Source organism: Nonomuraea aridisoli, assembly GCF_003236395.1.
In the GTDB taxonomy this organism is placed as follows: Bacteria; Actinomycetota; Actinomycetes; order Streptosporangiales; family Streptosporangiaceae; genus Nonomuraea; species Nonomuraea aridisoli.
In genome coordinates this window covers 32,510-59,356 of the sequence record NZ_POUD01000004.1, presented here as the reverse complement: position 1 = coordinate 59,356, position 26,847 = coordinate 32,510, and the positions used below count along the sequence as shown (strand labels likewise).

Annotated in this window: 27 protein-coding genes; 13 read left to right on the top strand and 14 right to left on the bottom strand. The window is 71.3% G+C overall.

The features are described 5' to 3' along the window. Nucleotides 1–52 precede the first annotated feature (52 nt). Nucleotides 53–688 (top strand): TetR/AcrR family transcriptional regulator, encoded by a 636-nt coding sequence (locus C1J01_RS01975; protein WP_111175309.1) that lies wholly within the window; start codon nucleotides 53–55, stop codon nucleotides 686–688. 12 nt (nucleotides 689–700) lie between these two features. On the opposite strand, the gene C1J01_RS01970 is transcribed toward C1J01_RS01975, so the two are convergent. Then, the gene (locus tag C1J01_RS01970; RefSeq protein WP_438943085.1) at nucleotides 701–1,771 is read right to left on the bottom strand and encodes an alkene reductase; all 1,071 of its coding nucleotides are present in this window, start codon (nucleotides 1,769–1,771) and stop codon (nucleotides 701–703) included. Between the two features lie 116 nt (nucleotides 1,772–1,887). Here C1J01_RS01970 and C1J01_RS01965 point away from each other — a divergent pair, with 116 nt between their 5' ends. Continuing rightward, complete coding sequence (locus C1J01_RS01965; protein ID WP_111175307.1) at nucleotides 1,888–2,265, top strand: MerR family transcriptional regulator; 378 nt, start codon at nucleotides 1,888–1,890, stop codon at nucleotides 2,263–2,265. Nucleotides 2,266–2,287: 22 nt separating this feature from the next. Here the strand turns inward: C1J01_RS01965 and C1J01_RS01960 are convergent, their stop codons facing one another. Then, nucleotides 2,288–3,133 carry a helix-turn-helix transcriptional regulator gene (locus tag C1J01_RS01960; protein ID WP_111175376.1) on the bottom strand — a complete coding sequence of 282 codons (846 nt, stop codon included), beginning with the start codon at nucleotides 3,131–3,133 and terminating at the stop codon, nucleotides 2,288–2,290. 102 nt (nucleotides 3,134–3,235) lie between these two features. Between C1J01_RS01960 and C1J01_RS01955 the strand changes: the two genes are divergently transcribed. Further along, nucleotides 3,236–4,231, top strand: a complete 996-nt coding sequence (locus tag C1J01_RS01955) for an aldo/keto reductase (protein ID WP_220039699.1) — start codon at nucleotides 3,236–3,238, stop codon at nucleotides 4,229–4,231. A gap of 187 nt (nucleotides 4,232–4,418) precedes the next feature. Here the strand turns inward: C1J01_RS01955 and C1J01_RS01945 are convergent, their stop codons facing one another. Genes C1J01_RS01945 through C1J01_RS01935 form a run of 3 tightly spaced genes read right to left on the bottom strand, consistent with a single transcriptional unit; the run spans nucleotide 4,419 to nucleotide 7,590 of the window. Further along, nucleotides 4,419–5,867 carry an aldehyde dehydrogenase gene (locus tag C1J01_RS01945; protein WP_111175306.1) on the bottom strand — a complete coding sequence of 483 codons (1,449 nt, stop codon included), beginning with the start codon at nucleotides 5,865–5,867 and terminating at the stop codon, nucleotides 4,419–4,421. Next, nucleotides 5,864–6,760, bottom strand: a complete 897-nt coding sequence (locus C1J01_RS01940; RefSeq protein WP_111175305.1) for an SDR family NAD(P)-dependent oxidoreductase — start codon at nucleotides 6,758–6,760, stop codon at nucleotides 5,864–5,866. Before C1J01_RS01940 ends, C1J01_RS01945 begins: the two co-directional genes overlap by 4 nt. Continuing rightward, nucleotides 6,757–7,590, bottom strand: coding sequence for an oxidoreductase (locus C1J01_RS01935; RefSeq protein ID WP_111175304.1), 834 nt, complete (start codon nucleotides 7,588–7,590; stop codon nucleotides 6,757–6,759). The genes C1J01_RS01940 and C1J01_RS01935 overlap by 4 nt, the downstream gene beginning before the upstream one ends. Before the next feature lie 169 nt (nucleotides 7,591–7,759). Between C1J01_RS01935 and C1J01_RS01930 the strand changes: the two genes are divergently transcribed. From C1J01_RS01930 to C1J01_RS01920, 3 genes are read left to right on the top strand one after another with little or no spacing between them, the layout of a single operon-like run. Then, nucleotides 7,760–8,305, top strand: a complete 546-nt coding sequence (locus C1J01_RS01930) for a TetR/AcrR family transcriptional regulator (RefSeq protein ID WP_181448524.1) — start codon at nucleotides 7,760–7,762, stop codon at nucleotides 8,303–8,305. Nucleotides 8,306–8,353: 48 nt separating this feature from the next. Then, nucleotides 8,354–8,917 (top strand): winged helix-turn-helix domain-containing protein, encoded by a 564-nt coding sequence (locus C1J01_RS01925; protein WP_111175303.1) that lies wholly within the window; start codon nucleotides 8,354–8,356, stop codon nucleotides 8,915–8,917. A 20-nt stretch (nucleotides 8,918–8,937) separates the two neighbouring features. Then, nucleotides 8,938–10,155 (top strand): MFS transporter, encoded by a 1,218-nt coding sequence (locus C1J01_RS01920; protein ID WP_111175370.1) that lies wholly within the window; start codon nucleotides 8,938–8,940, stop codon nucleotides 10,153–10,155. 125 nt (nucleotides 10,156–10,280) lie between these two features. On the opposite strand, the gene C1J01_RS01915 is transcribed toward C1J01_RS01920, so the two are convergent. Then, nucleotides 10,281–11,075 carry an FHA domain-containing protein gene (locus tag C1J01_RS01915; RefSeq protein WP_111175302.1) on the bottom strand — a complete coding sequence of 265 codons (795 nt, stop codon included), beginning with the start codon at nucleotides 11,073–11,075 and terminating at the stop codon, nucleotides 10,281–10,283. Between the two features lie 148 nt (nucleotides 11,076–11,223). Between C1J01_RS01915 and C1J01_RS01910 the strand changes: the two genes are divergently transcribed. Genes C1J01_RS01910 through C1J01_RS51065 form a run of 3 tightly spaced genes read left to right on the top strand, consistent with a single transcriptional unit; the run spans nucleotide 11,224 to nucleotide 13,749 of the window. Beyond that, on the top strand, nucleotides 11,224–13,188 hold the full coding sequence (locus C1J01_RS01910; protein WP_111175301.1) for a serine/threonine protein kinase: 1,965 nt from the start codon (nucleotides 11,224–11,226) through the stop codon (nucleotides 13,186–13,188). Between the two features lie 12 nt (nucleotides 13,189–13,200). Further along, nucleotides 13,201–13,482 (top strand): hypothetical protein, encoded by a 282-nt coding sequence (locus tag C1J01_RS51070; RefSeq protein ID WP_220039698.1) that lies wholly within the window; start codon nucleotides 13,201–13,203, stop codon nucleotides 13,480–13,482. A gap of 9 nt (nucleotides 13,483–13,491) precedes the next feature. Further along, nucleotides 13,492–13,749 carry a hypothetical protein gene (locus C1J01_RS51065; protein ID WP_220039697.1) on the top strand — a complete coding sequence of 86 codons (258 nt, stop codon included), beginning with the start codon at nucleotides 13,492–13,494 and terminating at the stop codon, nucleotides 13,747–13,749. Nucleotides 13,750–13,782: 33 nt separating this feature from the next. Here the strand turns inward: C1J01_RS51065 and C1J01_RS01900 are convergent, their stop codons facing one another. Continuing rightward, a complete protein-coding gene (locus C1J01_RS01900; RefSeq protein WP_111175300.1) occupies nucleotides 13,783–15,612 on the bottom strand; it encodes an ABC transporter ATP-binding protein in 1,830 nt (609 codons plus the stop codon). A gap of 196 nt (nucleotides 15,613–15,808) precedes the next feature. Here C1J01_RS01900 and C1J01_RS01895 point away from each other — a divergent pair, with 196 nt between their 5' ends. Further along, complete coding sequence (locus tag C1J01_RS01895; RefSeq protein WP_111175299.1) at nucleotides 15,809–16,738, top strand: sulfotransferase; 930 nt, start codon at nucleotides 15,809–15,811, stop codon at nucleotides 16,736–16,738. A gap of 123 nt (nucleotides 16,739–16,861) precedes the next feature. Here C1J01_RS01895 and C1J01_RS01890 read toward each other — a convergent pair whose 3' ends face one another. Genes C1J01_RS01890 through C1J01_RS01875 form a run of 4 tightly spaced genes read right to left on the bottom strand, consistent with a single transcriptional unit; the run spans nucleotide 16,862 to nucleotide 20,841 of the window. Further along, nucleotides 16,862–17,668 (bottom strand): carbohydrate ABC transporter permease, encoded by an 807-nt coding sequence (locus tag C1J01_RS01890; RefSeq protein ID WP_111175298.1) that lies wholly within the window; start codon nucleotides 17,666–17,668, stop codon nucleotides 16,862–16,864. Then, nucleotides 17,665–18,648: a carbohydrate ABC transporter permease gene (locus C1J01_RS01885; RefSeq protein ID WP_111175297.1), complete on the bottom strand. Its 984-nt coding sequence runs from the start codon at nucleotides 18,646–18,648 to the stop codon at nucleotides 17,665–17,667. Before C1J01_RS01885 ends, C1J01_RS01890 begins: the two co-directional genes overlap by 4 nt. A 4-nt stretch (nucleotides 18,649–18,652) precedes the next feature. Further along, nucleotides 18,653–19,879 (bottom strand): sugar ABC transporter substrate-binding protein, encoded by a 1,227-nt coding sequence (locus C1J01_RS01880; RefSeq protein WP_111175296.1) that lies wholly within the window; start codon nucleotides 19,877–19,879, stop codon nucleotides 18,653–18,655. Then, complete coding sequence (locus C1J01_RS01875) at nucleotides 19,876–20,841, bottom strand: LacI family DNA-binding transcriptional regulator (protein WP_111175295.1); 966 nt, start codon at nucleotides 20,839–20,841, stop codon at nucleotides 19,876–19,878. The genes C1J01_RS01880 and C1J01_RS01875 overlap by 4 nt, the downstream gene beginning before the upstream one ends. Before the next feature lie 89 nt (nucleotides 20,842–20,930). Between C1J01_RS01875 and C1J01_RS01870 the strand changes: the two genes are divergently transcribed. Continuing rightward, nucleotides 20,931–22,970, top strand: a complete 2,040-nt coding sequence (locus tag C1J01_RS01870; RefSeq protein ID WP_220039696.1) for an amylo-alpha-1,6-glucosidase — start codon at nucleotides 20,931–20,933, stop codon at nucleotides 22,968–22,970. Nucleotides 22,971–23,084: 114 nt separating this feature from the next. After that, on the top strand, nucleotides 23,085–23,405 hold the full coding sequence (locus C1J01_RS01865) for a hypothetical protein (RefSeq protein ID WP_146615443.1): 321 nt from the start codon (nucleotides 23,085–23,087) through the stop codon (nucleotides 23,403–23,405). A gap of 22 nt (nucleotides 23,406–23,427) precedes the next feature. Here the strand turns inward: C1J01_RS01865 and C1J01_RS01860 are convergent, their stop codons facing one another. The 3 genes from C1J01_RS01860 to C1J01_RS49520 all read right to left on the bottom strand — a co-directional run bounded on the left by C1J01_RS01860 (nucleotide 23,428) and on the right by C1J01_RS49520 (nucleotide 25,634). After that, nucleotides 23,428–24,009 (bottom strand): DUF1707 SHOCT-like domain-containing protein, encoded by a 582-nt coding sequence (locus C1J01_RS01860; RefSeq protein WP_146615442.1) that lies wholly within the window; start codon nucleotides 24,007–24,009, stop codon nucleotides 23,428–23,430. A gap of 17 nt (nucleotides 24,010–24,026) precedes the next feature. Beyond that, entirely contained in the window at nucleotides 24,027–25,391 is a 1,365-nt protein-coding gene (locus C1J01_RS01855; protein ID WP_111175366.1) for an alanine/glycine:cation symporter family protein, read from the bottom strand. A gap of 90 nt (nucleotides 25,392–25,481) precedes the next feature. Further along, entirely contained in the window at nucleotides 25,482–25,634 is a 153-nt protein-coding gene (locus C1J01_RS49520) for a hypothetical protein (RefSeq protein WP_181448523.1), read from the bottom strand. 255 nt (nucleotides 25,635–25,889) lie between these two features. On the opposite strand from C1J01_RS49520, the gene C1J01_RS01850 reads away from it, so the two are divergent. Beyond that, nucleotides 25,890–26,813 (top strand): CHRD domain-containing protein, encoded by a 924-nt coding sequence (locus C1J01_RS01850; RefSeq protein WP_111175292.1) that lies wholly within the window; start codon nucleotides 25,890–25,892, stop codon nucleotides 26,811–26,813. Nucleotides 26,814–26,847 lie beyond the last annotated feature (34 nt).

The window sequence follows — 26,847 nt, the reverse complement described above, 5'->3', positions numbered from 1 at the left end:
CACTCCCGGAGTCGCCGTGTCACCGCCACCGCAACCGCTCAGCAGAGGTCTCGTGCTGGAAGCCGCGATCCGGGTCGCCGATCGCGGCGGCGTGGAGGCGATCACCATGCGACGGGTGGCGCAGGAGCTGGGCGTGGAGGCGATGTCGCTCTACCACCACGTACCGAACAAGGACGCGATCCTCGACGGCGTGGTCGACATGGTCTTCGCGGCGATCGAGCTGCCCCGTGCCGGTTGCGACGACTGGCGCGAGGCGATCCGCGCCCGCGCCTTCTCCGCGCGCGCGGTCCTGTCGCGGCACAGCTGGGCTCTCGGCCTCATGGACTCCCGCCGCAACCCGGGGCCGGCGACGCTGCGCCACCACGACGCCGTCCTCGGCGTGCTCCGCGAGGCGGGGTTCACGCTGCCGATGGCCGCGCACGCGATCTCGCTCATCGACAGCTACATCAGCGGGTTCGTCCTGGAGGAGTCGAGCCTGCCGGTGACGGCACCGGGCGACATGGAGGAAGTGGCCGGCGGCATCCTCGCACGGCTGCCGGCGGACGAGTTGCCGTACCTGACCGAGATGATCGTCGAGCACGCCCTGCGGCCGGAGTACGACCACGCGAGCGAGTTCGACTACGGCCTGGACCTGATCCTGGACGCGCTCGAAGCCCGCCGGGAGCAGAGCCCCGGCACCGTTACGTGAGCCGTTTCTCCGTCAGGCCGCGTACTGATGCGCCGAGTAGGTCAGGTAACCCCTGTCGCCGCCTTGGTAGAACGTGGCCTCGTCGGCGGGGGCGATCGGGAGTGCGTTACGCAGCCGTTCGACCAGGTCGGGGTTGGCGAGGAAGGCGCGCCCGAAGCTGATGAGGTCGGCCCCCAGCCCGAGCCAGTGGTCGGCGTCGGCCCGTCCGGCCTGCTTGGCTCCCAGCCCCGGCACGGGGTTCATGATGAGGGTGCCGGGCCACGTGCGGCGCAGGCCGACCAGCACCTCTTCCTCGGCGGTGGCTTCGAGATGGACGTAGGCCACCCCGAGGCGGGCCAGCTCTGTCAGTAAAGCGGTGTAGAGCTCGGGGACATCGGTCTCCTCCACGCCCCAGAACGTCCCACCGGGAGAGAGGCGGATGCCGGTCCTGTGCGCGCCGACGGCCTCGACGGTCGCGGACACCGCCTCGACGGCGAACCGGATGCGATTGACCACCGAACCTCCGTAGAGGTCCGTGCGCAGGTTGGCGTTGGAGGAGAGGAACTGCGAGATCAGGTAGCCATTGGCGCCGTGCAGCTCCACGCCGTCGAAGCCGGCGTCGACGGCACGGCGGGCGGCCTGGGCGTATGCCTGGGCGTGCTCAGCGACTTCGGCGGTGTCCAGGGCGCGCGGGGTCGGCGCGGGCCGGGGCCCGGTCGGGGTGAACACCTCGCCGGCGGCGGGGACGGCCGACGGCGCGATCGGCCGCGTACCGGTGGTGTCGGGATGCGAGACCCGTCCGCCGTGCATGATCTGGGCGAAGATCCGGCCGCCGTTGGCGTGCACGGCGGCGGTCACCGGACGCCACGCGGCGACCTGCTCATCGGTGTACAGCCCCGGCGTGCCCGGGTTGGACTGCCCGATCAGGCTCGGCTGCACCCCCTCGGTCACGATCAGGCCGGCGGTCGCTCGTTGTGCGTAGTACGTCGCCATCGACGGCGTCGCCAGACCGCCGGCGGCGGCCCGGACCCGCGTCATCGGGGCCATCACCAGCCGGTTGGGCAGGGTGAGGCGGCCGAGCTGATAGCTGCTGAAAAGCGTCATCACGCAAGCACTCCTCGTTCCGTGGCGCCCAGGTCTCGGGCACGTCGGTTACGCTAAAACCTCACATCCATGTCAGAGGCAAGCCATGTGCCGCAGATCACACCCAGGAGGACGACGTGCGCATCGGGGAGCTCGCGGCTCGGACCGGAGTCAGTGTCCGGTCCCTGCGCTATTACGAGGAGCAGGGACTGCTCACCAGCACCCGCAGCCACAGCGGGCAGCGGCGCTACACCGACGGCGCGGTCGAGCGGGTGACCTTCCTCCAACGGCTGTATGCGGCCGGCTTGTCCAGCCGCACCATCGCCGAGCTGCTGCCGTGCGTCGAGACGCCCAGCGTGGACAATGACGACACCGCGCTGGAGCGGATGGCGCAGGAGCGCGACCGGCTCTCCGAGCACATCACCGACCTCATCCGCACGCGCGACGCCCTCGACGGGCTGATCATCGCGAATCGAGCGCATCGAGAGAGCCTGCGGACCGCAGCGGCCGGCTGAACGGGACGCCCCTGGTGCTCGGTCACACGGTCGTCCGGAAGTTCTGCGTGCCGATGACGCGCAGGAGGTCGAGTTTCTCGCGGGCGTCGGTGCCCTCGGTGGGGAAGAAGGCCAGCAGCTTGAGGTCCTCTTCGGGGGTGAGCAGGATTTCGCAGGTCAGGTGGAGCATGCCGACCTCCGGGTGCAGGAGGCGCTTGCGGTCGGAACGTCGCACCGCGACCTCGTGGCGTTCCCACAACGTGCGGAACTCGGGGCTGCGTCTCACCAGCCCGTGCACGAGGTCCACGACGTCGTCGTCGCCGGCGCGGCGGGAGTACGTCGCCCGCAGGTCACCGGCGAGCGCGGCCGAAAGCCGTGGCCAGTCCTCCTCCGGGGCCTGGGCGCGCGACGCCGGGTCGGTGAACCAGCGCCATGCGGCGATGCGCGCGCGTCCGGTGTGGCGGTCCTCACGGCCCAGCACGACATCGGCGAGGGCGTTCTGCCACAACACCTCGTGCAGATCGGTGCAGATGCGGACCGGGACGTCGGTGAGCCGGTCGGCCAGGCTGATCAGTCCTGGGCGGATGTGCCGGCCGGCACGGCGAGCCGGGGGCGTCAGTCCGGCCAGGTGGAAGAGGTGGTCGCGTTCGTCGAGGTCGCAGCGGAGCGCGCGGGCCAGGGCGGCCACGATCGGCTCGGACGGGTGCGCGCCGCGGCACTGCTCCAGCCGGGCGTAGTAGTCGGTGGACATGCCGGCCAGCTGGGCCACCTCGTCCCGCCGCAGGCCCGGTGTGCGGCGCCGTACGCCGTCGGGCAGGCCGACATCGGACGGGCGCAGCAGCTCCCGGCGGCGGCGGAGGAAGTCGGCGAGCCCGGCACGGTCGATCACGTTCACCAGTATCGGCCGCGTCTCGCCGGGCATCCAGGGACAGGTTGTCCCTGGATGGGTCAGGCCTGTTCCCGGTGCGCGGCGGGGGCACACAGTGGGGACATGACAACGAAGACGCAACTCGGCGCCCGCCGCCTCGGCCGCACCGGTCCCACCGTCTCCTCGCCCGGTCTCGGCTGCATGGGCCTGTCCGGCGCCTACGGCCCCCTGGACGACGACGAAGGCGTGCGGGTCGTGCACGCGTACCTGGATGCCGGCGGCACCCTGCTGGACACCGGGGACTTCTACGGTTCGGGGCACAACGAGATGCTGATCCGGCGCGCGCTGCAGGGCCGCGACCGTGACGAGGTCGTGCTCTCCGTCAAGTTCGGGGCCATGCGCGGCCCCGACGGCGGGCTGCTCGGGATCGACGCCCGGCCCGCCGCGGTGGGGAACTTCCTGACCTACACGTTGCAGCGCCTCGGCACCGACCACGTCGACGTCTACCGCCCGGCCCGGCTCGACCCGTCCGTACCCATCGAGGACACCGTCGGCGCGATCGCCGAGCTGGTCGAGAAGGGCTACGTGCGTCACATCGGCCTCAGCGAGGTCGGGGCGGAGACGATCCGCCGCGCCGCCGCCGTCGCACCCATCTGCGACCTGCAGATCGAGTACTCCCTGCTCACCCGCGACATCGAGGACGAGATCCTGCCCGTGTGCCGTGAGCTCGGCATCGGCGTCACCGCCTACGGTGTGCTGTCCCGCGGTCTGATCGGCGGCAGCGGAGCCGTCGAGGGAGCCCGAGCGATGTCGCCGCGTTTCCAGGGCGCCAACCTCGAGCACAACACGGCTCTCGTCGCACGGCTGGAGGAGCTGGCCGCGGCGAAGGACGCCTCGGTCGCGCAGCTGGCGATCGCGTGGGTCGCGGCCCAGGGCGAGGACATCGTGCCGGTCGTCGGCGCGCGGCGCCTGGCGCAGGTCGCCACGATGATCGACAGCGGCCGCGTCACCCTCAGCGCCGAGGAGCTGGCGCAGCTCGAGGCCCTCATCCCCCGCGGCGCGGCCAGGGGTGACCGCTACCCCAGCCAGGCGATGGCCCAGCTGGACAGCGAACGCTGACCCGCCGATCAACGTCCCCTGGTTGCTGGTGCAACCGGCCACGAACAACCCGGCCGTAGTCCGTGTCCACGACCCGGTGTCCTCGTGAGCCCAGGATCCGCAGGGCAGTCGACTTACCCGTCCCCGACATTCCCGTGATCAGGACCTTCGGCATGGGCTCACCCTGGACGGACTCCCCGATCGGGGGTCAGTGGTGGCGGGTGATGGATTTGTGTTCGAGGTATTCGGTCAGGCCCACTGGGCCGTATTCGCGGCCTATGCCGCTCGCCTTGTAGCCGCCGAAGGGGCCGTCGAAGCTGATCGGTGAGCCGTTCAGGGTGACGGTTCCGGTGCGCAGGCGGCGGGCGACGGTGAGGGCGCGTTCGGTGCTCGAGGACCAGACGCCTCCGGACAGGCCGTACTCGGAGTCGTTGGCGATGCGTACCGCGTCGTCCTCGTCGTCGTAGGGGATCACGACCAGGACGGGGCCGAAGATCTCCTCCTGGGCGATGCGCATGCCGTTGTCCACGTCGGCGAAGACGGTGGGGGTGACGTAGTTGCCGTTCTCCAGGCCGGCCGGGACCTGGGGGCCGCCGGTCACCAGGCGGGCGCCTTCCTCGATGCCCAGCCTGATGTAGTCGATCACGCGCTGCTGCTGGTCCGGGCGGATCATGGGGCCGATGAAGGTGTCCGGGTCGGAGGGGTCGCCGACCTTCAGCGACTCCACCATCTCCTTCAGCGCGGCGACGATCTCCTCGTAACGGCTGCGCGGCGCCAGGATCCGGGTCTGCAGGATGCACGCCTCGCCGTTGTTGCCCAGGGAGCCGGAGCGCAGACCGCGCATCACCGCGGCGAGGTCGGCGTCCTCCAGGATGACGGCGGCGGACTTGCCGCCCAGCTCGAGGCTGACCCGCTTGAGGTGGTCGCCGGCGATGGAGGCGATGCGCCGGCCCGCCCGGGTCGAGCCGGTGAACGCGATCTTGTCAATGCCGGGGTGCGAGATCAGATACTCGCTGGTCTCCCGGTCGGCGGGCAGGATGCTGAGCACGCCCTCGGGGAGTCCGGCCTCGTGGTAGAGGTCGGCCAGGAGCATCATGCTCAGCGAGTTCTCCGGGGAGACCTTCAGCACCACGGTGTTGCCGGCCAGCAGGGCGGGCGTCAGCTTCGCGGTGGCCGCGGAGAACGGCGAGTTCCACGGGATGACCGCGGCGACCACGCCGATCGGCTCACGCCTGACGATGGTGTCGTAGGGCACCGAAGGATCCGACGGCTCGACGACCTCCTCCCAGCCGAGCTCCTCGGCCGCCTTGAGGTAGGCGTTGACCTGGAGGGTCAGGAACGGCTGGCCGGCCCTGGTAAACCAGCCCGCGGAGCCGTTCTCGGCGGAGATGGCCGCGGCGACCTCGTCGGCGCGGGCCTCGCGCAGCGCGTTGACCCGCCGGATCACCTCCTGCCGCTCCTTGGGGTCGGTACGCGGCCACGGCCCCTGGTCGAACGCCTTCCGCGCCGCGGCGACGGCGGCGTCCACGTCGGCGGCGGCGGCCTGGGCCACCCGGCCGAGCACGGACCGGTCGTGTGGTGAACGGATCTCCAGCAGGCCGGGGTCGCTGGGCGTCACCCAGGAGCCGCCGATGTAGAGCTTGTCGCGGATGATCATCTGTCGCTGCTTCTCTCGTCGAAAGGTTTCTGTGAAGGCCGGACCATCCATGCGACCGGCGTCCGCGAGAAGTCGCCGAGCCCGTCGAGGTCCGTGGACACGCTCACCTCGTGCCAGGCGGCGTCCTCCGCGGCGCGCGCCTCGGCGATCAGCGGCGCGAGCCAGGCCGCGTCCGAGCCGAGGAGGAGCCGTACCGGAGGGTCCGGCTCGTCCGTGATCCGCAGGATCACGCGCGCCATCTTCGCCGGATCGCCGCGCCGCACGTCCGGGTTGTCGCTGTACGTCCGTACGAAGGCGCCGACCGTCGGCTCGTACTCGTCGTGCAGGGGCGGCATGGGGAGCGGAGCGGCCGCCCACGGGGTGCGGATGCCGCCGGGCTCGACCAGCGTGGCGCGGATGCCGATGGGCGCGACCTCGCGGGCGAGGATCTCGGTGAAGCCGCCCAGCGCCCACTTGGCCGCCTGGTACGCCGCAAGCCCCGCCTGAGCGCGCCGGCCCCCGATGGTCGACACGTTCACGATGTTGCCCCTGCGCCTGGGGCGCATCACCGGCAGGGCGGCGCGCACCATGTTGACCGCGCCGAAGAAGTTGACCTCGACGTTGCGGCGGAACTCCTCTTCCGGCATGTCCTCGATCGAGCCGGCGCTGCGGTGGCCCGCGCTGTTCACCAGCACGTCGAGGCCGCCGAACTCGTCGACCGCGTACCGCACCGCCGCGCGGGCGGCGTCGGAGGAGGTGACGTCCACGGCGCGCACCCGCAGCCGGTCATGGGGCTCCGGCAGGCCGTCGGCCGCCAGGTCGGTCGCCAGCACGTTGTGGCCGGCCCGCAGAGCAGCCTCGACCAGGTGCCGGCCCAGCCCACCGGCCGCTCCGGTCAGCAGGAAGGTCTTCATGCGAGATCGGTCGACCGGCTGACCTCGGCCCACTTCCTGGCCTCCTCCAGTCGCGCCTCCTCCGCGCTCAGAGCGATCTCGAGGGCGTCGGTGCCGAGCAGCAGGCGCAGCGGGGGCTCCGGCACGCCGACGACGTCGACGATCGCCTTCGCCATGCGGGCGGGGTCGCCGGGCTCGTTGCCGCTGTAGTCGGCGAACTCCTCCAGCCACCGTCCGACCGTCTGCTGGTAGTCGGCGCCGATCCCGCCGGCCGCGATCGCGGCGCCGGCGGCCCAGCCGGTACGGATGCCGCCCGGCTCCACGATGGTCACCTTGATGCCCAGCGGCGCGACCTCGTTGGCCAGCACCGCGGAGAAGCCCTCGACGCCGAACTTCGCCGTCTGGTACGCGCTCAGCCCCGGCGTGCCGCCGACCCGGCCGCCAATGGAGGAGATCTGTACGAAATGCCCGGAACGCTGGCGGCGCATGACGGGCAGCGCCGCCCGCGTCACGTTGATCACCCCGAACAGGTTCGTCTCGATCTGCGCCCGGAACTCGTCCTCGGGGAAGTCCTCGATCGAGCCGGTGGTGGCGTACCCGGCGTTGTTGACCACCACGTCGAGGGAGCCGAACCGTTCGGTCACCGCCGCGACGACCTCCCGGGCCGCCACGGGCGAGGTGACGTCCAGCGGCATGGCCAGGAACCGCCCGGGGTGTGCTTCGGCCAAGTCGGCCGGCGACTCCGGGCGGCGCGAGGTCACCGCGACCTGGTCGCCCGCCTCCAGGGCCGCCAGCGCCAGAGCCTTGCCGAGCCCTTGGGAGCCGCCGGTGATGAGCCACGTGCGTGCCATGACACGTCTCCTTCTTTCTTGCGATGCGCCCGCCGCATGCGGACGCATGAGTGGTGTGGACGATCTGCGCTTAACTGCAGCATGACTGTAGCAGTAATTATTCCTAGCGCACTCCTGCTGATGAGGATGATCGAGGTAAGTGCTACTCGCTGGTAGGCTGGAGGGCATCATGAGAGCTGACGCCGCACGCAACCTGGCCGCCGTCCTGCGCACCGGGGCGCGGCTGCTGGCCGAGGACCCGAGCACCTCGATGTCGGCCATCGCCGGCGAGGCCGGGGTGGACCGCACGACCGTCCATCGCCGTTTCGCCACCCGCGAGGCCCTGCTGAGCGCCGTCTTCCAGGCCAAACTCGACTCCGCCGAACGTGTCCTCGACGAGGCGCGGCTGGTGGAGGCCCCCGTGGCGGTCGCGCTGCACCGCTACGTCGAGGGCATCATCCCCGTCAGCCGTGAGTGGCCCGTCGACACGCGGCGCATGATGCAGAAGGACCCCGACGCCGACCGCCGGCGCCACGAGCAGAGCGCGCGGCTGGACGCCTTCGTCCAGCGCGCGGCCGACGAGGGCTACCTGCGGCCCGACGTCCCCCCGGCCTGGGCGCGGGCGGTCCTCGACCAGCTGGTCGAGAGCATGGCTCACCGGTTCCCCGACGTGGCGCCCCCTCAGGCGGCCGATCTGGTGGTGGACACGTTCCTCAACGGCCTCGGCGCCGCGTAGTCGTACCGGGTAGTTGTACAAGAAGTGTTGTACATATAGGGTCCCGGCATGTCCGACTCTGCGAGGCGTGAGATCCGGGACTCCAAGGTGCTGGCCGCGATGTCCCACCCCCTGCGGCGGCGACTGCTCGACGTGTTGCGGCTGGACGGCCCTTCGACGGTGTCGGCGCTGTCCGCCAGGACGGGGCAGGCCGTCGGCAGCATCAGCCACCACCTGAAGGTCCTGGCGGCCGGCGAGCTCATCGAGGAGGTCCCCGAGCTGGCCCGCGACCGGCGCGAACGCTGGTGGCGCACGACGTCGGGCCGGGTCGACTGGTCGCCGGCCGACTTCCCCGACGACCCCGTGGCCGAGGCCGCCGAGTCCCTGGTCCTGGAGCGGCAGGCCGCGCTGGCCCGGCAGTGGTTCGCCGAGCGCGACTCCTATCCCGAGCCGTGGCGGCGCGCGGCGTTCAGCTCCGACCACTGGGCCTGGCTGTCCGTCGCCGAACTCGCCGAACTGGAAGAGAAGATCCTCGCGCTGCTGACCGAGCTGGCCGCCCGGGAGATCCCCGACGACGGCGAGGAACGCCGGTCCGTCTTCCTGACCGTACGCGCCGTGCCCGCCAGGCCGTGAGCGCCGCCACGCTCCTGCGGATGCGGGAGTTCCGGCTGTTATGGGCCGGCGAGACCATCAGCGTGCTCGGCAGCTCGGTGGCCGCTGTCGCGTTGCCGCTGGTCAGCGTGATGACGCTGGAGGCCGGTACGTTCGTCGTCGGGTTGGTCACGGCGGCGGCGTGGCTGCCGTGGCTGCTGATCGGGCTGCCCGCCGGGGCGTGGGTGGACCGGTTGCCCAAACGGCCGGTGATGCTGGCCTGCAACACCGTCTCCATGGTGGTGTTCGCGACCGTGCCGATCGCGGCCTGGCTGGACCGGCTCACGGTGGCGCACCTGGTCGTCACCGCTCTGGCCGGCGGCGTCGCGAACGTGTTCTTCAGCCTCGCCTACCGCGCGTTCCTGCCGATCCTGGTCGGCGGCGATCGGCTGATGGAGGCCAACGCGAAGCTCCAGGGCAGCGAGTCGGCCGCCAGGATCGCGGGGCCTGGGCTCGCGGGGCTGCTCGGGCAGGCGTTCGGTGCGGTGAGCGGGGTGCTGGCCGACGCGGTCAGTTTCGGCGTCGCCGTGTGGTGCCTGCGGCGCGTCCGCGTCCACGAGGCACGGCGGGCCGCCGCGGAACGGCGGCTGCTGCCGGAGATCCGCGCCGGGCTGCGGTTCGTGGTGCACGATCCCTGCCTGCGTACGCTCACCGCCTTCAGCGCCATGTCGAACATCGCCTTGATGGGCTACCAGTCGATCCAGGTCGTCTACCTCACCCGCGACCTCGGCGCCGGGCCGGGGCAGGTGGGGGCCGTACTGGCGGTGGCCGGTACGGGCGGGCTGCTCGGCGCGATGGTCGCGGGACGCCTCGCCGCCCGGGCCGGGACCGCGCGGGCGTTCCTGGTGTGCGAGGCGTTCGCCGCGCCGATGTTGCTCCTCGGCCCGCTCGCCGGCGGCGGCGCGGGCCTGGTCCTCTTCGCCGCCGCGGGCTTCGGCATGAGCGCCGGCGTCGTCGCCTCGAACATCGTGACCAGCACCTTCCGCCAGCGGTACTGCCCGCCCGCCCTGTTCGCGCGGATCACCGCGAGCACGTCCGCGCTGAACTACGGCGCGGTGCCCCTGGGCAGCCTGCTCGGCGGCGTGCTCGGCGAGACCGTCGGCGTGCGTCAGGCCCTGTGGATCATGGCGGCCACCCAGCTCTCGTCCGTCGCCGTCCTCTTCCTCAGCCGCATCCGCCGCATGCGCGACTTCCCGGGCGTTGCCCGGTGCGCGGCGTGAGGATCAGGCGACGGTCTCATCGTCTTCCGGCGAAGGTGCTCCGTCTGGTCGCCGCGGCGGCAAGGCAGGGATGAAGAGAAGGACGTAGTCCAAGATCATGGTCTATGGGTAGCAGGCGCCGGGAGTCACTCGGGCGGCTCGTCGAGGAGGCGGAGGTCGGACGGGCCGATCGTGGCGTTGGCCAGCAGGGCGGTGATCAGATTGTGGTTGAGCGCGTTGCCGAGCGGCGGCGGGATCTCCTCCTCCAGGAGACCGGGGACCTTGGTGCTGAGCCGCCTGCGCGTCTGGGTGACGATGTGGGCGGCGCGTTTGGCGGTCCAGTGTTCGCCGGGGCGCAGGCGCGAGAGCTCGTCGGCGACCTGGGCCCAGGGCAGCGGCTGCGGCCAGGGGTCGGGCCGGAGATAGCGCTGACCGAGGCAGACCAGGACGAGGCGTTCGAGCGGGCTCAGGGGCCAGCCGGCCGGCTCGCGGGTGTCGGCCTCCCGGCGGTCCTCCGGGCCGGGGGGCGGCGAGCTCGTGACGATCCGCACTTCGAGCAGGTGCTCCTGCTCGGGGGCGACGATGAACAGCGGGGTGTACGCCACCGGCAGCGTCGTACGGTGCCCGGTGAGCACGAGCTGCCCGCCCGGCAGTCGGATGGGGAGTTTGCCGAGGTTGTACAGCGCCCATCGCCCGGCCTCGCAGGTGAGGTAGCCGTGCCGTCGGCTGACGTACGGGTCGTTGGGGCCGACGCAGACGTGGACGTCCGGCTCGCAGCGCCCGAACACCACGTCGAAGCCGGCGTCGGGGGCGACGCGGATGCCGCCGCCCGCGCCCTGGACGTAAAGAGTGCCGGGCACGGCCGGGGGGAGACCGTCCGCGAGTGAGCCCTTGGGCAGGAACTCCACCTTGGTCCTGGGTCTGCGCGCTGTGCCTGTCATGCCGCCGATCCTCCCCACACTGCGCAGAATCTCCACGGTAGCCGCGTGCCGCCGGGAGGGCTCCCGATCCTCGTCGGAAGGTTATTCTGTCGTAGTTACCTACCAGTAGGACTGTGGGAGATCGACTGAGGGCCGTGAGAATGACCGCATGGTTGACTTCACGCCGCTGACGACCGGTGACCCTCAGGAGTTAGGTGGCCTGGAGCTCATCGGGAGGCTGGGGCAGGGCGGCCAGGGCGTCGTCTACCTCGCCCGTACGCCCATGGGCGCGCACGTGGCCGTCAAGTGGCTGAGCCCGTCCGGCGACGAGGAGATCGCCGCACGCTTTCTTCAGGAGGCCGAGGTCGCCCGCCGGGTGGCGCCGTTCTGCACCGCGACCGTGCTCGGCACCGGCGTCGAGGGCGGCCGTCCGTACATCATCAGCGAGTACGTCGAGGGCCGCTCGCTGGAACGGGTCGTCAGGGAGGACGGCCCGCTCGCGGGCGCGGACCTGGAGCGGCTGGCCATCGGCACCGCCACCGCGATCGCCGCCATCCACGAGGCCCACGTGGTGCACCGCGACTTCAAGCCGGGCAACGTCATCATGGGCACCGGCGGCCCGCGGGTGATCGACTTCGGGATCGCGCGCACGCTCGGCCCGGCCACCATGACGAGCAGCACGCAGATCGGCACGCCCGCGTACATGGCCCCCGAGCAGATCATGGGGCACGGGCTCGGGCCCGCGGCCGACATGTTCTCGTGGGCCGGCACGATGGTCTTCGCCTCCTGCGGACGGGCGCCGTTCGGCACCGGTGTCACGCACGCCGTGATGAACCGGGTGCTCAGCGAGCCGCCCGACCTGGGCGGGCTCGAGGGACGGCTGCGCGAGGTGGCCGAGCAGTGCCTGGACAAGGATCCGGCGCGGCGGCCGACGGCCATGGACGTGATCAGCCGCCTGCTGCGCAACCCGGCGCCCGGCGCGCACCCCCTGGTGGAGGGCACGAGACAGGCCGCCCCGAAGGAGGCCCCGAGCACCCGCAGGCCGTCGCGCCGGCCGGTGCTCATCGGCGCGGGGGTCGCGACCGCGGCCGTCGTCGTGGCGGCCGCGATCGCCGTGCCCACCCGGCTGTGGTCGAGCCCTCCCCCGCCGGTCGCCGCCGAGTCCAGCGCCCCGCCGGCGCGGCCGACGACTCCCTCCGCGCCCGCCACGCCCGTCAAGACCACGCTGCCCGGCGGCAAGGTCACGCTCTACGAGCGGGCCTCCGACCCGATCACGCTGACGGCGTACGAGATGTACGACAAGAAGCTCGACGAGGACGTGGACTACGCCCGGCAGTCGCTGCGGGGCCAGTTCGACAGATATCCGGGCAACCTGGAGTCGCTGGTCTCCCCCAACGGCCGCTACCTCGCGGGCAGGCCGCACGACTACACCTCCGACGGCTACGACTCGATCCTCATCACCGACCGCCAGGCCGGCGTGAGTTTCCGCGTCAAGACCGTGCGCAAACCGCTCGACACCAGCATCCGCACCTGGTCGAAGGACAACTCCAAGATCCTGCTCAACCTCAACGAACGCATCGAGGACGACAAGGGCAAGGAGAGCTGGATCTCCGTCGGCTTCGCCGTCGTGAACGTGGCCCACAACGACGTCGCCCAGAGCAAGGTGCGCGTGGTCGACGTCGACGACGCCTCCATCCGCGACAGCGACTTCGGCTGGGACGCCGCCGAGAAGGGCGTGGTCATCGACTACGGCAAGGACGAGGGGCTGCGCTTCTTCGACGCCTCCGGCAAGCCCACGCGCGACCTTCCGGGGGTGGGGCCGCTGGCGTCCGGCACGATCGACATCTTCTCGCCGTCGGGGAAGACGTTCGTGACCGACTGCCCCGACGGCGGCGACGGCCACCACTGCCTCTGGGACGCCGCCACCGGCAAGCAGGTGCGCCGGTTCTCCTCCGACTGCGACAAGGTGCTCGGCTGGTACGGCGAGTCCCACCTGTACTGCTGGGAGCAGGACAACAACGCGAAGGACGAGATCCGCGTCGTGGCGTTCGACGGCAAGCTGATGCACAAGCTGCTCGATGCCGCGGACGACGCCGACATCACCCCCATCTACACCAACAACCCCGCCAACTGACGGGAGGCGGACATGAACGCAGGCCGCAGCGCCGTCGTCATCCCCGGCGCGCGGTACGGACCGCTGGCCGGGCTGCTCGCCTACGTCGGCGAAGCGGCCCTCCGCCGTGACGCCGCCGTCGAGCTGATCTCGTGGCGGCCGCCGCAGGATCTGGTGCTGGAGGAGGCGGCGCGCTGGGTCAGCGGGCAGGTGACGCCCGTGGTGGCCAAGCTCGCCCGGCCGGTGCTGATCGGCAAGTCGCTCGGCTCGTTCGGGGCCGCGGTCGCGGCCGATCGCGGGCTGGCGGGCGTCTGACTGACGCCGGTGCTCACCGTGCCCGCGTGCGTGGCCGCGTTGCGGCGGGCGACGGAGCCGTTCCTGCTCGTCGGCGGCACGGCCGACAGCCTCTGGGACGGCGCGCTGGCGCGGGAGCTGACGCCGCACGTCGTCGAGGTCGAGGGCGCCGACCACGGCATGAAGGTGCCGGGGCCGCTGCGTGCGACGGCCGACGTGCTCGGTGACGTGACGACGGCCGTCGAGTCCTTCCTCGACACCGACGTCTGGCCGCCGCGACCGGCGTAGCGCCGACCGGTGGGGCCCGTCCCCTCCACCGGGTCAGCGGTGGAGGGCGTCGGGGGCGTCGTTCTCGATCAGGAAGCCGCCGGACTGGTGGTGCCACAGGCGGGCGTAGGGGCCTTCGGCCTGGAGCAGCTCGCTGTGGGTGCCCTGCTCGACGATGTGTCCGCGGTTGAGCACGACCAGGTGGTCCATCCGGACGACGGTGCTGAGCCGGTGGGCGACCACGATCGCGGTGCGGTCCTGCATCAGCTGCCAGAGGGCCTCCTGGACGAGGATCTCGCTCTCGGAGTCGAGGGCGCTGGTCGCCTCGTCGAGCAGCAGGATCGGGGCGTCGCGCAGGATGGCGCGGGCGAGCGCGAGGCGCTGCCGCTGACCGCCGGAGAGCTTGACGCCGCGCTCGCCCACCAGGGTGTCGAAGCCGTCCGGCAGGGACTCGGCGAACTCCGTGACGTGCGCCGCCCGCGCGGCCCTGAGGATCTCGTCGTCGGTGGCGCCCGGCCGGGCGAAGGCGATGTTGTCACGCAGCGACCGGTGGAACATGGCCGGCTCCTGCGGGACGTACGCGATGAGGCTGCGCAGGTCGGCCTGGCGCAGCCGGGTGATGTCCTGGCCGCCGATCAGGATGCGGCCGCCGTCGATGTCCATCAGCCGCAGCAGCAGCCGGGTGAGGGTGGTCTTGCCGCCGCCCGACTGGCCGACCAGGCCCACCTTGTGGCCGCTCGGGATGTCGAGGTCGAGGCCCTGGAACAGCGGCCGGCCGTCGGTGTAGGAGAAGAGCACCCGTTCGAAGCGCACACCCGCGTCGGCCGGGCGCAGCGGCTGCGGATCGGCCGGGTCGGTCACGGTCGGCGGCTCGAGCAGCAGCTCGGTGAACTGGGCCGCCTCGGTGAGCACGCTCTCCATGCGCCGGTAGATCTGGTTGAACTCGAACATCATGCCGATGGCGTTCGTGTAGTACGTGAACGTCACCACGATGGCCTCCACGCCGAGACCGCCGCGCAGCGCCACGGCCAGCAGCAGGCCCACCGCGCTGGTGAGCACCGACATCGGGGCGACGACGGTGTCGACGCGGAGGTTGCCGTAGTCCCACGAGCGCAGCGACAGCCTGCTCGCCTCGGCCATCCTGACCCGGTGTTCGGCGGCCTCGCGATCCTCGGCGGCGAAGGCGCGCACGGTGTCCATGTTGGCCAGCACGTCGGCGACGTGGCCCGACACCCGGACCCTGGCGGCCTCGCGCTGGTCGACCAGCGCCTGGCGGCGGCGGATGAGCGGGGCCACGAGGAAGCCGGTGACGACGATGGCGCCCACGAGGACGAGCACCAGCGCCGGGTGGTACTGCCACAGCACCACCGAGGCGAAGGCCAGCGGCACCAGCTTGGCCATGATGGAGAACGCGAGCGTGTCGACGAACTCCTCGAAGCGGCCGGAGAAGCCCAGCACGCGCTTGGTCAGCGAGCCCGCGAAGTTGTCGTGGAAGAACGCGGCGTCCTTGGCCAGCAGCTCGTCCATGCCGACCACGCCGAGCCGCTCGATGCCGCGGGCGTCCGTACGGTTGAGGAAGTGCAGCCCGAGCCGCCACAACACCTCGCCCGCCAGCAACATCCCGGCGAAGCCGAGCACGAAGGGCAGGAGCGTGGCGACGGCGCCGTCACCACCGCCGGCCAGGTGACCGACGAGCCCGGCCACCGCCAGCGGCGCCAGGTAGAACAGGCAGATGTTGCCCAGCGCCGGCAACGTCAGCGCGGGCACCGCGACCGGCCACTGGCGCCTCAGCTCACCGCAGTAGTGGCGCAGCGCCAGCAGAACCGCCGATTTTCGCGGCGTCGCCGTTGATCGGGAGCCCTCGCCCGCCGCGAGCACAGTCATCCGCCCTCCCCCGAACGCCGACACCCACCGTGGCCATGCTGCCGCAGGACGTGAGCCCGGAGCCAACCATTTTCCGGCCGCCCAGGGGACCCGGCGCCGGGCTGACGCGAGTGGTGATTTTCGCGAACCGGTTTCGGTCAGGGGGCGCGGGACCGTAGGCTGGCGTCCCCATGACCCCATCTACCTCTCTGTTTCCATGAGCCAAGAGCTGATCCGCATCCTGTTCGTCGGAGGCCACGGCCGATCGGGCAGCACGCTGGTCTCCCGGGCCCTCGGCGCGGCCGAGGGCGCCGCCTGCGTGGGCGAGCTGCGCTACCTGTGGACGCAGGGCGTGACCAAGAACCAGCTCTGCGGGTGCAGCAGGCGCTTCCGCCGCTGCCCGTTCTGGAAGGCGGTCGGCCGGGCCGCGTTCGGAGGCTGGCGCAACGTGGACGCCCCCGAGATGGCCCGGGTCCACCGCTCGGTCATGCGCATCCGGCATGCCCCGCGCCACGTGCTGCCCGGCGCCTCCGGCGCCTTCGGCCGCGACGTCCAGACGTACGCCGAGACCATGGCCAAGGTCTACCGCGGGATCGCCGAGGTGAGCCAGAGCCCGGTGATCGTCGACTCCTCCAAGTTCCCCACCTCCGCGCTGCTGCTGCGCCGGGTGCCCGGCATCGAGCTGCGCATCGTCCAGCTCGTCCGCGGCCCGCACGGCGTCGTGCACTCCTGGTCGCGCCAGGTCCACCGCGCCGACAAGGGCGGGCGGCTGATGGCCACCCACTCTCCGGCGCAGACCGCCGCCGAGTGGCTGGCCTTCAACGCCGTCATCGAGTCCTTCCGCCTGTCCCGCACCCCGTGGACCCTCATGCGGTACGAGGACTTCGTCAACCGGCCGCGCGAGGAGCTGTCGAGAGTGCTGGAGTTCGCCGGGCTGCCCTCGGCCGACCTGCCGTTCCTCGGCGACGGCACGATCGACCTGCCCGTCGACCACAGCGTGGCGGGCAACCCGATGCGCATCCGCACGGGCGAGGTGCCGCTCCGGGCGGACGAGGAGTGGCGCACGGTGATGCGCCCGGGCCGCCGCCGCCTGATCACCGCCTTCACCGCCCCCGGCATGCTCCGCTACGGCTACCCCCTGCGCTGACGGGCCGGCCGAAGAGGGCGGTGCGGGTGCCGGAGCGGCGGTGGCGGCTGACGAGGTGGATGGGGACGGATCCGTGGCTACGGTGTCCACACGCCGGGCGGTCCCAGGAGCGGGACCGCCCGTTCAGCCCTTTTCCGCTCCCTCGTTGAGGTCGCGGACGAAGTGGCGCTGGAAGATGACGAAGATGACGGCGACCGGGATGGTCGCCAGCAGGGCGGCGGCGAGCTTGAGCGGAAACTGGGTGCCGCCGCCGAGCGAGCCGCTGACCAGGTCGGCCAGCCCGCGCGGAAGCGTGAACAGCGCGGGGTCCTGAACGGCGACCAGGGTGTGCGGGAACTCGTTCCACGAGCCCTGGAACGACAGGATCGTCAGCGTGACCAGCGCCGGGCGCGACATCGGCAGCACCACGGACCAGAAGACGCGGAACGTGCCGGCGCCGTCGATGCGGGCCGCCTCCTCGACGCTGCGCGGGACCGACTCGAAGAACTGCTTCATCACGAAGACGCCGGTGGCGTCGGCGATCAGCGGGAGAATCAGCGCCAGATAGGAGTTGTACATCCCCAGCTGGTTCAGGACCAGGAATTTCGGGATGAACAGCACTACCCCCGGCACCGCCATCACCGCGATCACCGCCGCGAACAACCCGCGCCGCCCGCGGAACCGCAGCCGGGCCAGCGCGTACCCGGCCATCGAGTCCAGCAGCACCCGCCCCAGCGTGACCACCACGGTGACCAGCAGCGAGTTGCCCAGCCAGAGCGGCATGTCCGTGCCGAGGAACACCCGCTCGAACGCCGCCACCGTCGCCGGGTGCGGGATGGGCGACAGCGGGTTGGCGGCGGCGTCCGGGTCGGTCTTGAAGGCGTTCGCGATCTGGATGACGAACGGGTAGACGAAGACGACCGAGAAGACGATCAGTACGAGCCGCCTCATGCTTTCCGCTCCCTCATGGCCCACCGCTGGAACAGCGTCAGCAGCACGATGATCAGGAAGAGCACGAACGAGATCGCCGTGCCCGCACCGTAGTCGAAGTCGCGGAAGGCCGTCCGGTACGACAGGTACGCCGGCGTCAGCGTGGTCTTGGCGGGATTGCCCTGGCTCATCACGTAGATCTGGTCGAACACCTGCCAGCTGCCGATCAGTCCGAGCGTCAGCACCAGGAACATCGTCGGCTTGAGCTGCGGCAGCGTCACCCGCCAGAAGCGCTGGCGACGGGTGGCGCCGTCGATCATGGCGGCCTCGTCGAGCGCCTTCGGAATGTTCTGCAACGCCGCGAGGAACATCAGCATGAACGTCCCCGACGTCGTCCACACCACGAGCGTGATGATCGCGCACATCGCCACGCTCGGCCCGGCCAGCCAGTCCCACCAGGTCAGGCCCAGCATGCCGTGCTCGGTGAGCGCGGCCGGCGGCTCGCCGATCAGCAGCTGGATCACCCCGCGCGAGTCGGAGAACCACTGCGGCCCGTCCACCCCGGCGAACGCCAGCAGCTGGTTGATCGCCCCCGAGTTGCTGAAGATGAACAGGAACACCACGCTGATCGCGACGGAGCTGGTCACCGACGGGAAGTAGAACGCGGTCCGGAAGAACGCCTTGCGCCTGTTCACCACCAGCGCGAGGAAGAGCGCCAGCGCGGTCTGCAACGGCACGACCGCGGCGACGTAGTAGAGGTTGTTGCGGATGCTGGTCATGAAGTCCTGGCGGGCCAGGCCGTCCTCGGTGAACAACCGCGCGTAGTTGTCCACGCCGACGAACGGCACGCCGCCCGTGAAGGGGCTGCCCTGCCCGTTCCATGCCGTCAGGCTCACCCAGAGGGCCATCAGGATCGGCAGTAGCAGGAACAGCCCGAGGATCACCACCACCGGCGCCACGAACAGCCACCCCGCGAGGTTCTCCCTGGTACGGCTGCGCATGACGTCAGCCGCCGAGCGCGCTCTCGGTGTTCTTCTGCAGCCTGGCCAGGATCGTCTTCGGGTCCTGCGTGGCCAGCTGCTGCAGCCCGGCGTTGAAGTCGGACAGGACGCTGTCCATCTTGGGGGCGTTCACCGGGCCCCGCGCGTACTCGGCGCCGCCCACGAACGCGGCGTCGGCGGGGAACTCCTTGAGGTAGGCGTCCTTGGCCGACTGGCGCGACGGCATGACGCCGAACGCCTCGGCGAAGGCCATCTGCTGGTCGGTCTTGGTCATCGCCTCGACGAAGCTGATGGCGGCGGCCTTGTTCGCGGACTTGGCGGCGATGCCCCAGCAGTTGGTGAAGGACAGCGTGCCCTTGCCCGCGGGGCCGGCGGGCAGCTCGTGGACGGAGAACTTCACGTCCGGGAAGTCGGCCTTCATCGCGCCCTTGATCCAGTTGCCCTCGATCGTCATCGCGGCCTGGCCCTTGCCGAACGCCTCGCCGGCCCACCCGGCGTCGAGCGCCCTGGCGTACTGGGCCTGCTTGCCGGTGAGCAGGCCCTTGACGTACTGCAGGGCCTGGAGGTTCTGCGGGCTGTCGCCGGTCGCCTGGGTGGCGTCCTCGCTGGTGATCCAGCCGCCCGCCTGGACCATGAAGACGCCGAGCCGGTCCCAGGCGTCGGTGACCGCCAGCGGTGTCACGCCCTTGATCTTCTTGGTGACGGCGGTGAGCTCGTCCCAGGTGGTCGGGATCTCGTCGTCGGTGAGCTCGTTGCGCTTCCACAGGTCGTCGTTGACGACCAGGGCCAGCGTGGAGAAGTCCTTGGGCGCGCAGTAGAACTTCCCGTCGTAGGTGAACGTCTGGCGCAGGCTCGGATAGAAGTCCTGGCCGTCGGAGATCTTGTCGCCGTACGGCTCCAGGGCGCCCACGCTGGCGTAGTCGGCGAAGCGCGAGGCGTCGACGTAGAAGACGTCCGGCGGGGTGCCGCCCGCGAACGCCTGGCCGAGCTGCTGGTTGATGTCCTGGGCCGGGGTGACTTTCGCGGTGTTGCCGGTGGCCTTCGCCCAGGTGTCGGCGGCCTGCTCGACCGCCTCGGTCTCGGCGGCGCCGGAGGAGGCGATGAGCACCTGGAGCGCGGCCGGGCCGCCGGTCTGCTGCTGCGGCTGGGCCTGCTGGTCCTCGAAGCCGCTGCCGCAGGCCGTGGCCGACAGGAGCAGGGCTGCCGCCGCGGGTATCGCGAGGCGTTTCATGAGCGGGGTTCCTTTCTGATGACCAAGGAGGGAGTGAGCAGCGCGTGGGTGGCGGTGGGCCTGCCCGCGAGCCGGTCGGCGAGCAGCTCCACGCAGCGGGCCGCGGCCTCGGCGAGGGGCTGGCTGAGGCTGGTGAGCCCGATGGCGGCGGCCACGGGGGTGTCGTCGAACCCGACGACGTCGGGGGTAACCTGCAGCGCGCCGAGCGCCACCGCGTCGCTGACGCAGACCAGGGCGGTCGCCCCGCGATCCACCAGCTCGCGGGCGGCCGCCTGGCCGTGGGCGGACGAACCGTCCGTCTCCGCGGCGAGGTCGGCGTCGAGGCCCGCGGCGGCCAGCGTCCGTGACCAGCCCGACCTGCGGTCGTCGCCGACGCCGGAGCCCGTCTCCCAGCCGACGAAGCCGATCCGGCGGTGCCCGAGGCCGAGCAGGTGGCGGGTGGCCGCCTCGGTGCCGGCGGCGCCGTCGACGTCCACCCACGGGTGCGCGACCTCCGAGGCGCCCCACGGACGGCCGAAGCTGACGAACGGCAGGCCGCGACCGGCCAGCCAGGTGGCGCGCGCGTCGCCGTGGTGGGTGCTGGTCAGCACGAACCCGTCGGGCTCGAACTCGCCCAGCAGCTGCTCGATCGTGGCGATCTCGGCGTGGTCGTCGGCGGCGGTGTAGAGCAGCACGCGGTAGCCGGACCGCTCCGCCGACTCGGTGAGACCGTGCAGGAAGCGGTCGAAGACGTTGATGCCGTCCTGGGTCGTCTCGATCCGTACGGCCAGCAGCCGGGAACGGCCCGTGCGCATCTGGCGGGCGGCGGCGTTCACCCGGTAGCCGAGGGCCTCCACGGCGGCGAGCACCCGCTGCCGGGTCTCCTCCTTGACCACTTCGGGGGAGTTCAGCACGTTCGACACGGTCTGGCGGGACACGTTGGCGTGGCGCGCCACATCGGCGATCGTCACCTTTTCCGCCATATATCACCCTTCTGACCGTTTGATCGATCAAATTTCTATATGCCATGATTAGATCGTTCAAGTAAACGGAGTGTCAAGAGGTTCTCACTGTGCCCGACCAGCTGCGTGATCGCCGTCTCCAACCGCTGCTGCACGACCTCGTCAGTACCGTCCTGGCCCCGACGACCGCGCTCAGCGGCGCGGACGGCCAGATCCGACCGGCCGGAGTGCAGGGGCTCTTCCACGCGGACGCGCGGGTGCTCTCCCAGGCCACGCTCGCCATCGACGGCCGCGAGCCGGAGCCGATCGGCCACGCCGTGTCCGGCCCGGGGTCGTCCCGCTTCGTCTCGCTGGCCCGCTGGCTCGGCGACCGCACGCCCGACCCCACCGTCCGGGTCGACCGCGTCCGCCGCGTCACCCCCGGTGCCATGGACGAGGAGATCACGCTCGCCTCCACGGCCGCGGACCCCTTCTCCTGCACGGTCACCGTAGCGCTGAGCTGCGACCTCGCCCCCATCGAGGTGGTGAAGTCGGGTGGGGCGACCGTTCCGCTCGCTCGTGAGAGCGGCGGCGGGCTCGCCTGGCGCTCCGGCGACACCCGCGTGACCGTCTCGGGCGGCGCGTACGCCGACGGAGGGTTGCGGTGGGAGGTGACGGTGGCGCCCGGGGAGCGGGTCACGCTGCGGTGGGGCGTGCGCGTCACCGACCCGAAGGCCGTGGTCACGGCGCCGGCGGGCCCTCGGGAGTGGAGCCGGCCGGAGATCGAGGCGGACGACGCCCGGCTGGTACGCCTGGCCCGCCAGTCGCTCGACGACCTGGAGGCGCTGCGGCTGGCCGAGAGCGCGGCCCCGCAGGACACGTTCCTCGGCGCGGGCGTCCCCTGGTTCCTGACACTCTTCGGCCGCGACAGCATCTGGGCCGCCCGCATGCTGCTCCCCCTCGGCACCGAGCTCGCCGCGAGCACCCTGCGCGTGCTGGCCCGCCACCAGGGCGCGAAGGTGGACGCGACCTCCGGCGAGGCCCCCGGCAAGATCATGCACGAGCTGCGCCGGGGCGAGTTCGCCGTCGAGGGCAACGACCTGCGCCTGCCGGCCACCTACTACGGCACCATCGACGCCACCCCGCTCTGGATCGCCCTGCTGCACGACGCCTGGCGCTGGGGGATGCCGGAGTCGCAGGTCGGCGCGCTGCTGCCCGCGCTGGAGTCGGCGCTCGGCTGGCTGGCCGACCACGGGGACGCCGACGGCGACGGCTTCCTCGAGTACATCGACACCAGCGGGAGCGGCCTGGCCAACCAGGGCTGGAAGGACTCCGGCGACGCCGTCCGCTTTCACGACGGCGGCCGCGCCGAGCCGCCCATCGCCCTGGTCGAGGTGCAGGGGTACGCGTACGAGGCGGCCGTCGCGGGGGCGGCGTTGCTGGAGGCGTTCGGCAGGCCGGGCGCGGACCGGTGGCGTGACTACGCGGGGCGGCTGGCGGAGCGGTTCCGGGAGCGGTTCTGGCTGGACGCCGGCCATCCCGCGCTCGCCCTCGACCGCGACAAGCGCCCGGTGGACGCGCTGACCAGCAACATCGGCCACCTGCTCGGCACCGGCATCCTGACGCCGGCCGAGGAGCTGCGGATCGCGCGGACGTTGGAAGATCCGTCCATGTCCGGAAGTTTCGGCCTACGGACGATGTCCACGAGGGATGCCGGATTCAGTCCGCTTTCCTACCATTGCGGCTCTGTCTGGGCGCACGACACCGCCATCGTCATCTCGGGGCTGGCCCGCTCCGGCCACGGCGGCCTCGCCGCCCGCCTGGCGGACGGGTTGCTGTCGGCCGCCGAGGGCTTCGCGTACCGGCTGCCCGAGCTGCACGCGGGCGACGACCGCGCGCTCATGGGGCACGCGCTGCCGTACCCCGCTGCTTGCCGTCCGCAGGCGTGGTCGGCGGCGGCGGCCGTCGCGATCGTGCACGCCGCCGTCGGGCTCCACCCGGACGTCCCGGCCGGCCGCGCGGTCCTGCGCCCGCTGCCCGGCGCTCCCCTGGGCGCCCTGTCGGTACGCGGCCTCCGCGTCGCCGGCGCCTCCGTGAACGCGACCGTCGACCCCTCCGGCACCGCCCACGTCACGGGCCTGCCCGCGGGCGTCACCCTTCGGCAAGGCTGAGACCGGCGCCCACGTTGCCGAAATGTCCGGCGGATGTCCTCCTCGCGCCCTGTCCCGAGCCCACATGACCACAGGACGATGAAGCCCGTAAACAAAGCGGGCGAAGGAGACGTCATGCGAAGGTTCGCACAGGTCCTGGCAGCGGCGGCGGGCGGAGCGATGGTCCTCGCCGGAGTCGCCGCCCCGGCGCACGCCGAAGTATGGGGGTGCTACACCTCCGTGAACACGTCGACGAACGTGGCGGGGGCGCTGTGCAACAGCGGCTTCGGCAGCTACCGCGTGGCCGCCACCTGCAACTCGGCTCACTACCCCTACACGAGAACGGTCGTCGGCCCGTGGGTGACCAAGGTCTCCGGCCGGCCAGGACCGGCCTCCACCGTTTCCGGCGATTCCCAGGGCTGCCACGTGGTCAAAGCCTGGACGCAGTTCCCCTAGACGCGCGGTCGCGGGGCGCGGGTCACACCCGGCGGTATCTCACCCAGACGTCGCCGGTCTGCACGTAGCCGGTCAGGCGTACGGTGACGCCGTCGGGGGCGAGCGGTTCGGGCACCAGGTTGTGGACGGCGCCCATCCAGCGGCGGACCACCTCGTCGTCGCGGACCCGCCAGCCGCGCGGCACGACGATGACGATGTCGCCGAACCAGGAGGTGATCTCGACGTCGAGCACGACCTCGCGGTGCGGACACCGTGCCCTGGTGAAGTCGATGCGCACCTTGCCCCAGCGTCCGGCCTTGGCGCTCATGCGCTCCGGGACCACCCACTGTCCGGTCTGCTCGACGCGGCCGCTGAGGGTGTGCAGCTCCAGCACGTCGGCTCCGGCCAGGGTGACGAGCGGGCCCGCCGCCGGCAGCTCCTCCGAGCCCGGCAGGTCGGCGACGACGTCGTCCAGATCGCCCAGCGTGCGGGCGGAGTAGGCACGATCCAGCCGTTCGTGCAGCTCCTCCAGCGTGATGCGGCCCTCGGCGACCGCGACGCGGAGCATCTCGGCCACCCTCTCGCGTTCGCGGTCACCGGCCCGCAGCTCACGGTGATCGTTCATGCCGTCCACAGTAGACGTCACGCCACGGGGACGCGCTGCCAGTCGGGCCGGTTGAAGTAGGCGCGGGTCTCCCGGACGACGAGACCGGACAACATGACGAGGCCGATGAGGTTGGGCAGCGCCATGAGCCCGTTCATGATGTCGGAGAACGTCCAGACGGTCTCCAGCTCCAGCACCGTGCCGACGAAGATGAGCACGATGAACAGCAGCCGGTACGGCGTCACCGACCCGCGGCCGAAGAGGCGGTCCATGCAGCGCTCCCCGTAGTAGGCCCAGCCGAGCAGCGTGGAGAAGGCGAAGAAGATCAGGCCGAGGGTGACGACGAGGCCGCCCCACTCGCCGGGCAGGCCGCGGCTGAACGCCAGCGCGGTGAGCGGGGCGCCGTTCGTGCCGCTCTGCCACGCACCGGTGACGACGATCGCGAGGCCGGTCATGCTGACGACGACGAGCGTGTCGATGAACGTCTGGGTCATCGACACGAGCGCCTGCCGCGCCGGCTCGGTGGTCTTGGCCGCCGCCGCCGCGATGCCGCCGGTGCCGAGACCGGACTCGTTGGAGAAGATGCCGCGCGACACGCCGTACCGGATCGCCAGCAGGACGCCGGCGCCGGCGAATCCGCCGGTGGCCGCGGTACCGGTGAAGGCGTCGCTGATGATCGTCTCAAGTGCGGCCGGCAGGTTCTCGATGTTGGCGATGACGACCCACAACGCGCCGAGGACGTAGAAGAGGATCATCACGGGCACGAACGCGCTGGTGACCGCGCCGATGCTCTTGATGCCGCCCAGGATGACGGTGGCGGCCAGCACCGTGATGACCAGGCCGGTCAGCCAGGCGGGAACGTTCCACTGCGCGTTGATCGCGTGGGCCACGCTGTTGGACTGCACCATGTTGCCGATGCCGAACGCCGCGAGCGCGCCGAACACGGCGAACGACACCCCGAGGGCGGCGCCGAACCTGCCGCCCACCCCGTACGTCAGGTAGAACATCGGGCCGCCGCTCTGCTCGCCCTTGGCGTCGGTACGGCGGAACCGCACGCCGAGGAACGCCTCGGTGTACTTGGTGGCCATGCCGACGAGGCCGGTGGCCCACATCCAGAAGACGGCGCCCGGCCCGCCGAAGTGGATGGCCGTGGCGACGCCCGCGATGTTGCCGACGCCCACGGTGGCCGCCAGGGCGGTGGACAGCGCCTGGTAGTGGGTGATGTCCCCTTCGCCGGTGGGGTCCTTGCGCTTGATGAGCGCGAGCCACAGGGCGTACAGGAGCCTGCTGAACTGCAGGCCGCGCAGCATGACGGTGAGGTAGAGGCCCGTCAGCAGGAGCAACGGGATCAGCAGGAACGGGCCCCAGACGAAGCCCGAGATCGTCGACAGGATCTCCTGCACGCGCACTCCCCCTTGGTCGCGGGCGATGGTCGGCACTCGGAGCCTTCCATGCCCGCTGCCAGGGAAAACGCCTGCGGGCGAAGAACCCGCTCAGCGGACGACGAAGCCGCGGTAGACGACCCGCCGCCGCAACAGCACCGGCCACTGGCGGCCCTTGATGCCGTTCAGCACGACGGCGGCCACGCCACCGGTGAGAACGCTGCCCATGATGACGCTCATGACCAGCATGAAGGCGATGGCCATAACAATCCCTCCGTCAATTATTGAAATTTGAAGCTGTTCGCCTCCAACATCCCCCACCCCGCCCGTATTCCACGACCCAGGCCGGGATCGACGGCGGCAGGGACACCAACGCCGGCGCAAACCCGTACTTCTGCACGTTCGGGGGTCAGTGCGGATTTGTACGTACTCGTGGGGCGGGGTTCGCGGCAAGGTCTTCGGTGTCAGCTTCCGGCCGTGTCCCGACGGCCCCTCGCCAGCACACCCGAGAGGTTCACCATGAACAAGCGCGCCCTCGCCCTTCCCGGTGCCGTCCTGGCCGCCGGCCTTCTCAGCGCGGCCGTCGTGCCCGGCGCCGCCCAGGCGGACGCCTCCCCGTACGCCGCGCCCGTCTACTTCGCCGCCAAGCTCACCGGCAAGAACGAGGTGCCGGTGAAGGGCGGCCCGAAGGTCGGCGACAAGAACGGCAGCGCGCTCGCCGTCTTCGTGATCGACCGCGACAAGGTCTCGTACGCCGTCCGCTGGGAGGGCACGGCCACGCCCACGATGTTCCACATCCACCAGGGCAAGAAGGGCAAGAACGGCGACGTCAAGATCGGCTTCTTCATGGACGGCCTGCCCAAGGGCAGCAGCGCCGTGTCCGGCACCGTGACCGTCAAGGACAAGGACCTGCTGGCCGGCATCACGAACAACCCCGGCAACTGGTACGCGAACCTGCACACCGGCGAGTTCCCCGGCGGCGCGGTGCGCGCGCAGCTGTACCGGATCAAGCCGGTGAACCTGGCCTCGGTGCTCGCCATCGGCAACGGCAGCAGGTTCCACGTCAAGGCCGACGGCAAGCAGGAGGTCCCGGCTCCCGGCCAGAAGGTCGGCGACAAGGACGGCTTCGCCGAGTGGCTGTTCGACATCAAGGGCGGGAAGATCGAGTACGCGACCCTGTTCAACGGGATCGCCCCGCCGACCGTGGCGCACATCCACAGCGGTGCCAAGGGCAAGAACGGCCCGGTGGCGGTGGACCTGTTCGCCGACGCCGACGGCCTGCCCAAGGGCGTGAACGGCCTGGCCGGCACCGCGTCGATCAAGAAGGACACCGCCAAGGGCATCTCCAGGAACCCGAAGAACTGGTACGCGAACCTGCACACCGGCCAGTTCCCGGGCGGCGCCGTCCGCGGGCAGCTCTACTCCGCCAACGGCGCCTGGTAGCCGCTGAAGGGTCGCCGAGCGGGGGCCGGCGACC